Genomic DNA, 12,436 nt, shown 5'->3' with positions numbered 1-12,436 from the left:
AAAAAAACCTTGCCAACTGGCAAAGGCTTTAATGAAATGGAGACAGTTTAAGATGACTGTTGAGAAGCTTCATGTAACACGTTAAGTTGTCTCTCAAGGTTCTCTAAAAGTTGTTTCCCAGCCTGCTCAGATACAAGATTAAGACGTACGGCAAAATCGATTTCTCTTGATAATCCAAACATTTGTGTATCTAAAACCTCTTCATATAAAGGGCATTGAGGCATCGTTAAGTTGTCCATTTGAACTTTGATAAGTTTTAAGATTTTATCTGCATCAGCCTTTAGAAGGGCATAGGCCTTTTCTTGATTATTCACAGCCACATCAGGTATCAAAATAATCCCCTCCGTTAAAACTACTTTCTGTATTTATATTAGCGTTTATAGCTAAAAAATGCAAGGTAAGAAACCATAATACATTGGATAAAATATAATTAAATATGAATTCATCTAGTTTATTATAGTAAAAATGCTGAAAAAATTAATAAGGTCTGCTATTCTAGGTAAGAATTGATTTTTTAAAAAGGATGGTAAACAATGATTGTTCAGTTAACTGGTAATGTATCCTATTCGATTACATTAGATCCTACGGTATGGATATTTGATGACAGAAAAATATTATTTGATGATGCATTTGACGATCAAAAAGTAAACAGTCAGTATAACTCGGTTGAACAGTTTGACAGGGAAACATTTATCAAACCTCCTGTTAATAAAAGTATAGCAAAGTTTGAAAGAGAAAAAATATTAACAAATACATATGTAATGCCAATTAAAGATTTTTTAAAAACGGCAGAAATCAGCACGGAAGCTCAACATGCACGTTTACAAACTAGTAATGAGGAAGGCCATACAATTACGCTAGATCAATTACAAAACTGTTTTCTAATGTTTGCTAAGGAAGGCAAACCTTTAAAAGAGGACGGCCCAGTTCATCTATATTTCGGAGATGGCTCTAACAAAAACGCACCAATTAAAGGGATCAAGAAAATAATTATTGAATAAAGATCCCCACTATTCAAAAGACTAACACAATCATGTGTTGGTCTTTTTTTTCATCCTATATCCAAGAAGCTTAAATATTAACACTGAACAAAGACTTGATGCTGCCCAATTTTCTTATTATCACTGATTCAATGTATAAAGTTTCTTTAATCAACGAAAAATAACCTCGTAAACATATACGGACTTGACCAGAAAGTATAAAAGGAGGAGTGTTCATTGTTTAAACATTCTCTGTTTTCAATTATGTGCTTATCCCTAGTCTTAGTTGCTTGTCAACAAGAAGAAAACGAAATAGGACAGGAAGATCGCGAAGAACTTATCCATGTTAAGAATTCCGATCCTGTTGAACGAAAAGAATACTCAAATCAAGAAATTGCAAAACATTTAGCAAATCTTGCGAGTGAAGTGCCAAATGTGAATGGAGCAAATTCAGTAGTTGCTGGGCCATATGCTGTTGTTGGAATTGATGTTGACAAAGAACTTGATAGGTCTAGAGTTGGTACGATAAAGTATGCAGTAACAGAAGCACTACATGAAGACCCTTATGGTAAAACGGCAATTGTAGTTGCTGATGCCGATGGCGCAGAACGAATTAGAGATATTGCAAACAAAATTCAACAAGGACAACCAATTCAGGGATTTGTTTATGAATTATCAGAGATTGTAGGTAGATATATGCCTGAATTGCCATTAGATGAAAACCCACCAACAGATGAAGATCAAAACAAAGGTTCAGTTTCTGAACAAGAAGAAGAACAATTAGACGAAATTCAAGATGAACAATCCAAACATAAACTCAATCAATAGAAATGGAGCTGTCTCATAAGGTTCTGTCTTTCACATCTCGTAGTTAAGAGAGCCTATGTCTTTTGAGACAGCTTCATTATATTTTACTTATTTTTTTCTCGCTGGTAGTATCTTACTCCAAATTGTGAACCCTCTGCTACCATCCTGGCATTTTCTAGGCTGTCCTTTTCTGGAATTCCAGCTTCTTCAATTGGTAATCGGGAGTCTGCTTTGTTCACTTTTTCTTTAAAGCTGTCTATCTTGTGTAAGAGTTCTTCTCTCTTTCCTTTTACAGATAATAGCAAGGTAATCGTGCCAGCACTTATTACACCGATTGCTGAATAAAGAACACGTTTTTTCATAATAGCAACCTCCTCTATGCTATGTTATAAAAACAGTACCCGATATATTTTTTAATTAAACTGGTATTTATATTTCTACCTCTTAATGGCAAGTAAAATATGTGATAGAATGAACTAGATAGCTCTAATTAAGAGGTGAAAAAATGCGAGTAAAATGTACGATTTGTGATAGCATAGAAAAGATAGACAGCGACTCTTTACAAGCAAAGCGATTAAGAAACAGAAGAATTCATATGTACCTGTGTCCTACTTGTGACGAACGTATTGGTGAAAATACAAAAAAGCGAATAGCAACAGGTAATTTCAAGCTTTATAAAGAGGAAAAAAAGAATGATAATTTAATATAGATGAAAAGAGGCTGACCCTTTGCTTTCGGGACAGCCTCTTTTCATTAAACAGATTCACTATTTTTCATTTTTCGTTCTCGATGCAGTCTTAAACGATATATACCTAATATAGCTGCAATTACTATTAGGCTTTCAGCCACAGGAAGGTTCAATCCGAATATAAGTGTAAGGAAAAAGGTTCCAATGATTAACACTATATAAACAATGGTTGACTTTAGTGGCGGAAGTTTTTTTGCAAAACCAAACTTGTAAGCCAATATTGTAAAAAAGACAATGGTCAAATATAAGTAAAAAAATCCTTTTGTCAGGATTGCAACATCGTCTGGGTTATTAAAATCGACTGTAGTTCCAAGGTCTTGCATAAAATAATTAGCAACAGGCCAAAGATCGCCAGGAACATTCATAACACCTTGATTCTCCATCTGTATCCCCCCTACATTAGCAAAACTTAAGCTCTGGAGTGTAAGTCCAAATGGTAAAGCTTTAGTTTTATTTTACAACCTTATCATTTCTAATCGTGCATAGAAAAACTTGACTTTCGTCTCATTTTTAAAAAAACTGTCGAAGATTTCTTATACTTTCTACCATCCTTACCTATCATACTAAATGTTTTATCTGGTTGCTAGCGTAATTGGCCATAATAAACATGTTAGTTTTCCTTTACAATGTTTATCAAAACAAGCATACTATTAATGAGGTGAAACCAATGCAATCCATTCAATTTTCCAAGTTAATCTTAGCATTTTTAGTCATCGCTTCCTTCTCATCCGTCGGTATCTCTATTGCTTATCGAAATGGGTGGTTAGCTTTTCTGTTTATCGTAATCGGATTTTTAATAATGGGTGTTGGCTTATCTTTGAAAAGAAAACAAGCCAGGCACGGAGAAAGCAACATGTCATAATAAAACGGTCTGCTAATCAGACCGTTTTATTATGAACGCTTGATCGTATTTGGAAAAAATTATTCTTTCAGTTCAATGTAATCATTTACTAATTGTTCTTGAATTGTTTGATTACAGCTAAGGATAGTAGAATTGCTAAGTAAATCTAACGTTTTTCCATTTGCTTGTGTTGTAATTCCTCCTACCTCTTCTACCAAAATAACTCCAGCAGCATAATCCCAAGGAGCTAGTTTCATCGTTAAGTAGGCATCTGCTATTCCTTCAGCTACATAGGCAAATTCAAGTGCAGCAGATCCATAAGACCTTGTTCCCCTTACTTTCTTAATTAATGCTTGTACTTTTCTTTCATTTATCCTGTTGTTTTCACAAGCCCAAAAACCATTAAGAATTAAAATGGACTTCTCTAAACTTAGTTCTGGTTCCAACTGAGGTAACTTTTTATCATTTTTATATGCGCCTTTTCCTCTTATTGCGTGATAAAGCTCATCTTCCATTACATTATAGATGAGACCAATTTCTCCTACTCCATCGAAATAAATTCCAATAGAAATAGCAAAATGCTTTTTTTGATGGACAAAATTCATCGTTCCATCTATTGGATCTACTATCCACACAGTTCCTTGTAATGAATCTAATTCTTCACCAAATCCTTCTTCACTAAATAGATGATGCTCCGGATAATGCTGGTTAATCTTATCGGCAAAAAACCTTTCCGTGTCGCGATCCATTTGAGTGACTAAATCATTAGGGTTTGATTTGGTATCTATGTATAAGGGCTCATCAATAACATTTCTTATATGTGCACCAGCATCTAAAATCCAATCTTTAGCTTGTTCGTAAACCCTTTTTCTCTCCTGCTCATTCATACCTTATCCTCCAAATGGTTAGTTTTCATACATCTTAACAAAAAAATATATAATATGCACATAGTTTCTCTAAAGAGTGTTTGCAAACATATCATTTTGGGATAGCTGCATCTTTTTTAATTCCTAATGTCTTGTGATAAAATAAGAAAAAATCGTTGTATATAGGAATGAAAGGTGTGATTATTTCAAATGGCGTTTGACGGCTTTACTAAACAAGATTTTGAAACTTTTATGATAGATGGTCTTGATGAAAGGATGGAAGCGATACGCGAAAGAATTCAACCAAAATTCCAAGATATTGGTACTGATCTAGCAGAGTATTTATCCATGAAGTTAGGAAACGAAATGTATTTACATATAGCAAAGCATGCAAGACGCTCAGTGAACCCTCCAAAAGATACTTGGCTTGCTATAGCCAATAACAAGCGTGGCTATAAAAAACATCCCCATTTTCAAGTTGGTCTGTTTGATGACCACGTATTTATTTGGCTTGCATTAATTTATGAACTTCCTAACAAGTCAGTAATTGCCAAGCAATTATTAGAAGAATATGAAGCATTAAAAAAATTACCAGAGGATTTTGTCGTTTCACTTGACCACACAAAGAAAGATTCTATTCCAATTACAGAATTATCCCAAACCAATATAGAGCGTTTTCGTGATGTAAAAAAAGCTGAATTCTTAGTTGGTAAACATGTTGCTGCCTCAGATAGTATGCTTGAAGATGGACAAGCTTTCTTATCTTTTACAAAAGAAACAATTGACCAGCTAATTCCTTATTATCAGTTGGCTTTAAATGCAAACGATAATTAGAATAATAAAAGGAGAGCAGAATTACGGTTCCCTGCTCTCCTTTTTTCATTTCCTTAATAAAACTACATTCTAACCTTTGGCTGGTCCACTTCTTTAGCTTTTTTAACTGTCCGGTAACAAGAATATCCCGATTCTTTTTCGAATTTTCCACATAACTGCTTTTCTTCGCTTTTGGAAGGAACGATTTGTTTAAACCTCGTGTAAGAGAGTAACAAATCATCTTTGTTCACACCAGCCTCATATGCCTTTTCGACCATGGAAAAAAAATTGACTACATCAATGATTTCCTGTTTTGACCACGTTTCATCAATAGGGTAACTATAATTCATGCTTACGTCCTCCTTGTCTCTGTATTAAGCCGTATGCCCTATTTTTAGCCTATGTATTTTTTCTTTTACTAGCTTATCATGATTCTGACAATTTTGGCTAAAACTAGCTATTGATGTAATGATTTGCTATAATTTTGATTTCAGTACTTAAATTAAGAGGTGTAGGAATATATGGTATCTCAAAATGAAACGCCACTATTTACTGGCTTACTCGAGCATACAAAAAGCAAACCGATACAATTTCACATACCCGGCCATAAAAAAGGAGTTGGAATGGATCCAACTTTTCGTCAATTCATTGGTGATAACGCCTTATCAATTGACTTAATCAATATTGGACCTTTAGATGATCTCCATCACCCGCGTGGAATGATTAAACAAGCACAGGATTTAGCTGCCAATGCCTTTGGTGCCGATTACACTTTTTTTTCCGTACAAGGAACTAGTGGGGCTATTATGACAATGGTACTTAGTGTATGCGGACCTGGAGATAAAATTATTGTACCAAGAAATATTCATAAATCTGTTACAACAGCTATTATTTTTTCTGGAGCAACACCTATTTTCATACATCCTGAAGTTGATAATGTTTTGGGTATTTCACATGGAATTACTCCAGATGCTGTAAATAAAGCATTAAATGCTCATCCAGACGCTAAAGGAGTATTAGTTATTAACCCTACTTATTTTGGAATAGCAGCTGATTTAACAAAAATAGTGGAGATTTCTCATTCTTATGATGTACCAGTTCTTGTCGATGAGGCACATGGCGTTCACATCCATTTTCATGATGAATTACCATTATCTGCAATGCAGGCTGGCGCTGATTTAGCTGCAACAAGCGTCCATAAATTAGGTGGTTCCATGACTCAAAGCTCAATTTTGAATTTAAAAGAGGGATTAGTGTCCCATGAACGAGTACAAAGTGTTTTATCGATGCTTACAACCACTTCAACGTCCTATATTCTTTTAGCATCACTTGATGTAGCTCGAAAACAGCTGGCAATGAATGGCAAGGAATTACTTAATCGAACATTAAAGTTAGCAGAGGAAACAAGGGAGGCAGTAAATCGTATTCCGAACATAAAATGTATTGGAAAAGAAATCATAGGAAGTGAAGCAACTTTTAGCTACGATCCTACGAAGCTTATCATTTCAGTTAAAGATTTAGGAATTACTGGCTATGATGTAGAAGTGTGGCTTCGAGAAAAATATAATATTGAAGTTGAACTATCCGATTTATACAATATTTTATGTATTATTACACCTGGAGATACGGAAAAAGAAACGGACTTATTAGTAAAAGCCCTTCAACAACTTGCCAATGATAAATCAATAACTGCCACGGAGCAGAAGATTCATGTAAGAATACCAGATATTCCCGTCCTTGCTTTAACACCTCGAGCTGCCTTTTATGCAGAAACAGAAACAATACTATTAAAGGATGCAGTAGGTAGAATAAGCGCGGAATCCATTATGGTATATCCACCCGGTATCCCAATTTTTATTCCAGGAGAAATAATTACAAATGACAATATAGATTACATTCACGAGAACCTTGACGCTGGTTTACCAGTACAAGGACTAGAAGATGAAACGTTAAACAATATTAATGTAATCAAAGAGCACCGACCTTTTCAATAGAAATTAGCAATTTGAAGTTTGGAATTTTTTAAATAGGCTATTTTCTAAATTGCAAAAACGCTTGGACTTAACTCCAAGCGTTTCTTTGTGTGGTGCTATTCCTGTTGCATTACAGCAAGTTATTTAACATTTTCTTAAAATATTTTACCGGAACGATTTATGGCTCCTATTCCGATGGAACGATCCATTCCGGATTAACAATTTCATAACCTTTGTCGCGAAGACCAGTTACAATATCAGCTAACCCTTTCGCAGTCCATTCTCTATCGTGCATCAATAAATTTGATCCGTTACTTAATAATTCCGTATTAACCATAATATCAGCAATCGCTTCTGCTGTCCTATATTCTTGTTCCCAGTCATACCCATATGACCAATTCATAACTACCATACCTTCTTCTTCAACGATTTGATTGGAATAATCCGTATTCAAACCAAATGGCGCTCGAAAATATTTCGGTCTTTCCCCAGTTATTTCTTCCACCAAATCACTCAATTGTATGATTTCATCTTTTTGCTCACTTTCCGAAATATCTGGAAGGGATGCATGGTTATACGTATGATTACCAATAGGAAATCCCATATCATATATCTGTTTTAACACCTTCTGCTCTTCTTCCGTATCTAAAAAATGACCATTTACAAAAAAGATTGCTTTTGCATCTAAATCTTTCAACGTTTGTGCCATCTCCAAGGAATACTTATCTGGGGCATCATCAATGGTTAATAAAACTACCTGATCATTATCATCCTCAGAAATCGGACGAACACTCCAATTTGAAGTAATCTCATATTTTGGAACATATTCCTCTACAACTTCACCCTGCTCTGAATCTGTATCATCCTCTAACACAGCATCGTTTTGATCAATTTCTTCATCCTTAACTTCTTTCTGATCAGTCTGTTCTTCTTTTGGAGATGGTTTTTCTATAACAGGCTGTTCATCTTGAGATCCATCACCTTGTGTAGAATTCGTATCCGTACAGCCTACAACAAATAATAAAACAACAAATAAAACTGAAAAATACCTCATAGCAATCCCCCTGATGTAAATGATAATTCTATTATAATTGATTTTATGATAGGAAGCGGAAATATTTTCTCAATTATTTTAAAAACAATACCTATTTTTTCATTTTCCTAACAATTCCATTACATCATCCCTCCACATTTTTTTCTCTGTTAGAATAAAAATAATCATCTTATAAAGAAGGTGAATGATAATCATTAAACATTTTTTAATTTGCTTTATCATTTTGTTTCCTATCTCTGGTTGTGATAGTCAAAAGAAAATAAACGTCATATCCTTAAAATCTAACAATTACCATATTTATTTCTATGCAGAAAAAATCAATTCAGTAGCAGAGGACGCATATTTACAAGCAATTCTTGATTTTAAAACAAATCTTGCCTCAAGTATGGACGACTTTCAATTAACTCAATCAGAAACAAATATTTCAAATGTACACCATATTAAAAATTTCCCAACTTTAATTATTACAAAAAATGGAGAAACTGTGGCAAAGGTTACTGGCAAGGCTTCTTCAGCTGAAGTGTTATCAAACTTAAAATCGGCTATTAATTATCCCTTTGCAGACGAACAGAATAGAATGGATTTAAAAAAGGATCAGCGCTTCTATTATCACTAGAAGCACTGATCCTTTTATCTTCTTATTTTACGATATGAATTGGAGAACCAATCGCTACTTCTGCAGCTTCCATCGTAATCTCACCAAGAGTTGGGTGAGCATGTATAGTAAGTGCTAAATCTTCAGCTGTCATTCCAGCTTCAATCGCTAAGCCCAGTTCTGCAATCATATCACTTGCGTTTGGACCTGCAACTTGAGCACCAATGACGAGTCCGTCCTCTTTACGGGTTACAAGCTTTAAGAACCCATCACTAGCATTTAAGGACAGCGCACGACCATTTGCGGCAAATGGAAACTTAGAAGCTGTTACTTCAAATCCCTCATCTTTTGCTTCTTGCTCTGAATAACCAACTGTAGCTAATTCAGGCTCAGAGAATACAACTGCTGGTATTGCATGATAATCAATTTCAGCATTTTCTCCAGCAATAGCCTCAGCAGCAACTTTGCCCTCATAAGATGCTTTGTGCGCAAGTGGTGGTCCATCTACGATATCACCAATGGCATAAATATTTTCAACATTTGTGCGACACTGATTGTCAATCTTAACTAGTCCTTTTTCATCCAGTTCCACACCAACTTGCTCCAAACCAATTTCCTCTGTGTTTGGACGACGACCAACTGTTACAAGAACATAATCAGCATCAACTTTTTCTTCTTTCCCTTTTGCTTCATATGTAACTGTAACACCGTCTTTTGATTCTTCTACACCTTTAGCCATTGCATTTGTTACTACGTCGACACCTTTTTTCTTTAAGTTACGTTTTACTAAAGCAGTCATTTGTTTTTCAAATCCACCAAGAATGTCTTTAGCACCTTCAAGAATTGTTACTTTTGTACCGAAGTTAGCATATGCGGTACCTAACTCAGTACCAATATAGCCCCCACCGATTACAACCATTTTTTCAGGAATTTCATCAAGGTTAAGTGCTCCTGTTGAATCTAAAACACGATCAGAGTATTTAAATGTCGGAATTTCAATTGGACTAGACCCAGTTGCAATAATACAGTTCTTGAACGTATATGTTTGTGAACTCTTATCGTCCATTACTCGAACAGTATTTTTATCAACAAAGTAAACTTCTCCACTAACAATATCAACTTTGTTGCCCTTTAATAGTCCTTCAACTCCACCAGTAAGTTTATTAACTACACTAGCTTTCCATTCTTGAACTTTGGAAAAATCAATTGTAACATTTTCGGATTTAATTCCCATATCATCTGAACCATGAGCTTTTTCTACACGGTGTCCTGCTTCAATTAATGCCTTTGAAGGGATACAACCTACGTTTAAACATACACCACCGAGTGTACCTTTATCTACAATTGTAACCTTTTGACCAGTCTGAGCTGCTCGGATAGCTGCTACATATCCTCCTGGTCCAGCCCCCACTACAAGTGTGTCTAACTCTATCGGAAAATCTCCTACTACCATAATCTTACGCCTCCATCATTATTAATTGTGGATCGTTTAACAATCTCTTAATTTGATTTAAAGCTAATTGTGCTGTAGCACCATCAACAATACGATGGTCAAAGCTTAGTGACAATGACAATACTGGAGCTACAACTATTTCACCATCACGAACAACTGGCTTCTCACCAATACGACCAATTCCTAAGATAGCTGCTTCTGGGTAGTTAATTACTGGAGTAAACCATTGTCCACCTGCAGATCCGATATTAGAAATTGTGCTAGATGCACCTTTCATCTCATCCGGAGCAAGTTTTCCATCTCTTGCTTTTACTGCAAGCTCATTAATCTCCTGCGAAATAGCAAAAATGGACTTAGCGTCTGCATTTTTCACTACCGGTACAAGTAAGCCTTTTTCAGTATCTGCAGCAATACCAATATTAAAGTAATGCTTATGAACGATTTCATCTGTCTCATCATCAATTGACGCATTCAAAATTGGATAATTTCTCAATGCTGATACCAACGCTTTTACCACATATGGCAAGTAAGTTAATTTGATGTCTTGTTCAGCAGCAACAGGCTTAAATTTCTTTCTGTGTGCTACAAGTTCAGTAACATCAACATCATCATGCAACGTAACATGAGGTGCTTTTGTTTTAGAGTTAACCATTGCTTTTGCAATAGCTTTACGGATTCCACTCATTTTTTCACGAGTTTCTGGATATTGACCTTCTGGAATAGGTTGTTTTTCAGCAGCCGCTGGAGCACTTTCTTCTTGCTCTTTCGATTCAGAAGGTTGCTCTGCTGTTGCTTGGCCACCATCCAAGAATTGATCAACATCTTCTTTTAAAATTCTTCCATTTTTTCCTGATCCTTGTACTTCACTAATGCTTACACCTTTATCTCTTGCATACTTTCTAACAGAAGGCATAGCAATCACACGTTTGTTAGAATCCTTGTCTTCCTGTGGTGCTTCTTGCTTAGAAGTATCAGCAGGTTTAGCTTCTTCTTCTTCTGCTGGCTTTTCCTCTTGCTTTGGTTCTTCTTTTGCATCATCATCTCCACCAGCATCTTCATATCCTTCAGCATCTATAGAAATAATCGTTTCTCCAACAGTAGCAACAGAACCCTCTTCGAAATGTATTTCCTTTACCGTTCCTTCAACAGGTGAAGGGATTTCAACAACGGCCTTGTCGTTTTGCACCTCACACAAAACGTCATCTTCTTTTATTTCATCTCCAGGCTTTATAAACCATTTGACAATCTCACCCTCGTGGATTCCTTCGCCAATATCTGGGAGCTTAAATTCAAAAGCCATTTCTCATTACCTCCAATCATAGCTTCCATTAAAAATTAATTACTTTGTCTACTTTTTCAATGATGTCATTATAATTTGGCAACCAAACTTCCTCAGCTTGTGTAAATGCGTAAACCGTATCTGGTGCTGCAACAGTTAAAATTGGCGCTTCTAAATGTAGAATTGCTCTTTCTTGGATTTGTGAAACAATGTAGGATGCCAAACCTGCTTGACGTTGTGCTTCTTGTACAACGACAACACGGTTTGTTTTTTCAACCGATTGAACAATTGTTTCCAAATCAATTGGCATAACTGTTCGTAAATCAATAACTTCTGCTTGTACACCATTTTTTTCTAGTTCTTCTGCAGCTTTTAAACAAGCATGTACCATCGCACCATAAGCAACAAGTGTTACATCACTTCCTTCACGCTTTACATCCGCTTTTCCAATATCAATCGTATATTCTTCTTCCGGAACCTCGCCACGGAATGAGCGGTATAATTTCATATGCTCTAGATATACAACGGGATCATTATCACGAATCGCTGAAATTAATAAACCTTTTGCATCGTATGGTGTAGAAGGAATGACAACTTTTAAACCTGGTTGCTGTGCAACTAAACCTTCCAGCGAGTCCGCATGAAGCTCTGGCGTATGCACCCCTCCACCAAATGGTGAACGAATCGTTACTGGAGCATGTTGTGTATCGCCTGAACGATAACGAAGTCGTGCCATTTGACCATTGATTGCATCCATTGCTTCGTATACAAAACCAAAGAATTGGATTTCAGGAACTGGTCGAAATCCTTGAATAGATAGACCAAAAGCAAGTCCACCAATACCAGATTCGGCTAGTGGTGTATCAAATACTCGATCTTCACCAAATTCCTTTTGTAAGCCTTCCGTTGCACGGAAAACCCCACCATTTTGTCCAACGTCCTCGCCGAAGACTAGCACATTCTCATCATTTTTTAATTCAGTACGTAATGCATCAGTAATTGCTTGAATCATTGTCATTTGAGCCAT

General features: G+C 35.8%; 16 protein-coding genes. 7 read left to right on the top strand and 9 right to left on the bottom strand.

Translation table 11 applies throughout. The annotated features are described in order from the left end of the window. Positions 1–47: 47 nt before the first annotated feature. Entirely contained in the window at positions 48–332 is a 285-nt protein-coding gene (locus JOC48_RS13405; RefSeq protein WP_204500508.1) for an Fpa/YlaN family protein, read from the bottom strand. Between the two features lie 201 nt (positions 333–533). Here JOC48_RS13405 and JOC48_RS13400 point away from each other — a divergent pair, with 201 nt between their 5' ends. Together JOC48_RS13400 and JOC48_RS13395 are read left to right on the top strand one after the other, a co-directional pair. After that, positions 534–1,001 carry a hypothetical protein gene (locus JOC48_RS13400; protein WP_204500507.1) on the top strand — a complete coding sequence of 156 codons (468 nt, stop codon included), beginning with the start codon at positions 534–536 and terminating at the stop codon, positions 999–1,001. Between the two features lie 216 nt (positions 1,002–1,217). Continuing rightward, positions 1,218–1,808, top strand: a complete 591-nt coding sequence (locus tag JOC48_RS13395) for a YhcN/YlaJ family sporulation lipoprotein (RefSeq protein ID WP_239584365.1) — start codon at positions 1,218–1,220, stop codon at positions 1,806–1,808. An 83-nt stretch (positions 1,809–1,891) separates the two neighbouring features. Here the strand turns inward: JOC48_RS13395 and JOC48_RS13390 are convergent, their stop codons facing one another. Next, complete coding sequence (locus JOC48_RS13390) at positions 1,892–2,149, bottom strand: hypothetical protein (protein WP_204500506.1); 258 nt, start codon at positions 2,147–2,149, stop codon at positions 1,892–1,894. Between the two features lie 143 nt (positions 2,150–2,292). On the opposite strand from JOC48_RS13390, the gene JOC48_RS13385 reads away from it, so the two are divergent. After that, on the top strand, positions 2,293–2,496 hold the full coding sequence (locus JOC48_RS13385) for a YlaI family protein (RefSeq protein WP_204500504.1): 204 nt from the start codon (positions 2,293–2,295) through the stop codon (positions 2,494–2,496). 44 nt (positions 2,497–2,540) lie between these two features. On the opposite strand, the gene JOC48_RS13380 is transcribed toward JOC48_RS13385, so the two are convergent. After that, positions 2,541–2,918 (bottom strand): YlaH-like family protein, encoded by a 378-nt coding sequence (locus tag JOC48_RS13380; protein WP_204500501.1) that lies wholly within the window; start codon positions 2,916–2,918, stop codon positions 2,541–2,543. Positions 2,919–3,202: 284 nt separating this feature from the next. Between JOC48_RS13380 and JOC48_RS13375 the strand changes: the two genes are divergently transcribed. Then, positions 3,203–3,397, top strand: a complete 195-nt coding sequence (locus JOC48_RS13375; protein WP_204500499.1) for a DUF5325 family protein — start codon at positions 3,203–3,205, stop codon at positions 3,395–3,397. Between the two features lie 59 nt (positions 3,398–3,456). Here the strand turns inward: JOC48_RS13375 and JOC48_RS13370 are convergent, their stop codons facing one another. Next, positions 3,457–4,263 (bottom strand): inositol monophosphatase family protein, encoded by an 807-nt coding sequence (locus tag JOC48_RS13370; RefSeq protein ID WP_204500497.1) that lies wholly within the window; start codon positions 4,261–4,263, stop codon positions 3,457–3,459. A 189-nt stretch (positions 4,264–4,452) separates the two neighbouring features. On the opposite strand from JOC48_RS13370, the gene JOC48_RS13365 reads away from it, so the two are divergent. Then, positions 4,453–5,076: a YktB family protein gene (locus JOC48_RS13365; protein WP_204500495.1), complete on the top strand. Its 624-nt coding sequence runs from the start codon at positions 4,453–4,455 to the stop codon at positions 5,074–5,076. 62 nt (positions 5,077–5,138) lie between these two features. Here the strand turns inward: JOC48_RS13365 and JOC48_RS13360 are convergent, their stop codons facing one another. Continuing rightward, positions 5,139–5,405, bottom strand: a complete 267-nt coding sequence (locus tag JOC48_RS13360; RefSeq protein ID WP_204500493.1) for a UPF0223 family protein — start codon at positions 5,403–5,405, stop codon at positions 5,139–5,141. Positions 5,406–5,576: 171 nt separating this feature from the next. Between JOC48_RS13360 and JOC48_RS13355 the strand changes: the two genes are divergently transcribed. Further along, on the top strand, positions 5,577–7,049 hold the full coding sequence (locus tag JOC48_RS13355; protein WP_204500490.1) for an aminotransferase class I/II-fold pyridoxal phosphate-dependent enzyme: 1,473 nt from the start codon (positions 5,577–5,579) through the stop codon (positions 7,047–7,049). 166 nt (positions 7,050–7,215) lie between these two features. Here the strand turns inward: JOC48_RS13355 and JOC48_RS13350 are convergent, their stop codons facing one another. Then, positions 7,216–8,082 (bottom strand): polysaccharide deacetylase family protein, encoded by an 867-nt coding sequence (locus JOC48_RS13350; protein WP_204500487.1) that lies wholly within the window; start codon positions 8,080–8,082, stop codon positions 7,216–7,218. Positions 8,083–8,266: 184 nt separating this feature from the next. Here JOC48_RS13350 and JOC48_RS13345 point away from each other — a divergent pair, with 184 nt between their 5' ends. Next, positions 8,267–8,698, top strand: a complete 432-nt coding sequence (locus JOC48_RS13345; protein WP_204500486.1) for a hypothetical protein — start codon at positions 8,267–8,269, stop codon at positions 8,696–8,698. 22 nt (positions 8,699–8,720) lie between these two features. Here the strand turns inward: JOC48_RS13345 and lpdA are convergent, their stop codons facing one another. From lpdA to JOC48_RS13330, 3 genes are read right to left on the bottom strand one after another with little or no spacing between them, the layout of a single operon-like run. Further along, entirely contained in the window at positions 8,721–10,130 is a 1,410-nt protein-coding gene (gene lpdA, locus JOC48_RS13340) for a dihydrolipoyl dehydrogenase (protein ID WP_204500485.1), read from the bottom strand. 4 nt (positions 10,131–10,134) lie between these two features. Beyond that, complete coding sequence (locus JOC48_RS13335; protein WP_204500484.1) at positions 10,135–11,430, bottom strand: dihydrolipoamide acetyltransferase family protein; 1,296 nt, start codon at positions 11,428–11,430, stop codon at positions 10,135–10,137. 28 nt (positions 11,431–11,458) lie between these two features. Beyond that, entirely contained in the window at positions 11,459–12,436 is a 978-nt protein-coding gene (locus tag JOC48_RS13330; RefSeq protein WP_204500483.1) for an alpha-ketoacid dehydrogenase subunit beta, read from the bottom strand.

Source organism: Aquibacillus albus, from assembly GCF_016908325.1.
Taxonomy (GTDB): domain Bacteria; phylum Bacillota; class Bacilli; order Bacillales; family Amphibacillaceae; genus Aquibacillus_A; species Aquibacillus_A albus.
This window is presented reverse-complemented; position numbering and strand designations above follow the sequence as displayed.

What these genes read in the sequence shown, in the direction of transcription:
- JOC48_RS13400 (WP_204500507.1), top strand. Translation starts at nt 534, where the DNA reads ATGATTGTTCAGTTAACTGGTAATGTATCCTATTCGATTACATTAGAT.
- JOC48_RS13390 (WP_204500506.1), bottom strand. Translation starts at nt 2,149, where the DNA reads ATGAAAAAACGTGTTCTTTATTCAGCAATCGGTGTAATAAGTGCTGGC.
- JOC48_RS13385 (WP_204500504.1), top strand. Translation starts at nt 2,293, where the DNA reads ATGCGAGTAAAATGTACGATTTGTGATAGCATAGAAAAGATAGACAGC.
- JOC48_RS13380 (WP_204500501.1), bottom strand. Translation starts at nt 2,918, where the DNA reads ATGGAGAATCAAGGTGTTATGAATGTTCCTGGCGATCTTTGGCCTGTT.
- JOC48_RS13375 (WP_204500499.1), top strand. Translation starts at nt 3,203, where the DNA reads ATGCAATCCATTCAATTTTCCAAGTTAATCTTAGCATTTTTAGTCATC.
- JOC48_RS13370 (WP_204500497.1), bottom strand. Translation starts at nt 4,263, where the DNA reads ATGAATGAGCAGGAGAGAAAAAGGGTTTACGAACAAGCTAAAGATTGG.
- JOC48_RS13365 (WP_204500495.1), top strand. Translation starts at nt 4,453, where the DNA reads ATGGCGTTTGACGGCTTTACTAAACAAGATTTTGAAACTTTTATGATA.
- JOC48_RS13360 (WP_204500493.1), bottom strand. Translation starts at nt 5,405, where the DNA reads ATGAATTATAGTTACCCTATTGATGAAACGTGGTCAAAACAGGAAATC.
- JOC48_RS13355 (WP_204500490.1), top strand. Translation starts at nt 5,577, where the DNA reads ATGGTATCTCAAAATGAAACGCCACTATTTACTGGCTTACTCGAGCAT.
- JOC48_RS13350 (WP_204500487.1), bottom strand. Translation starts at nt 8,082, where the DNA reads ATGAGGTATTTTTCAGTTTTATTTGTTGTTTTATTATTTGTTGTAGGC.
- JOC48_RS13345 (WP_204500486.1), top strand. Translation starts at nt 8,267, where the DNA reads ATGATAATCATTAAACATTTTTTAATTTGCTTTATCATTTTGTTTCCT.
- lpdA (WP_204500485.1), bottom strand. Translation starts at nt 10,130, where the DNA reads ATGGTAGTAGGAGATTTTCCGATAGAGTTAGACACACTTGTAGTGGGG.
- JOC48_RS13335 (WP_204500484.1), bottom strand. Translation starts at nt 11,430, where the DNA reads ATGGCTTTTGAATTTAAGCTCCCAGATATTGGCGAAGGAATCCACGAG.
- JOC48_RS13330 (WP_204500483.1), bottom strand. Translation starts at nt 12,436, where the DNA reads ATGGCTCAAATGACAATGATTCAAGCAATTACTGATGCATTACGTACT.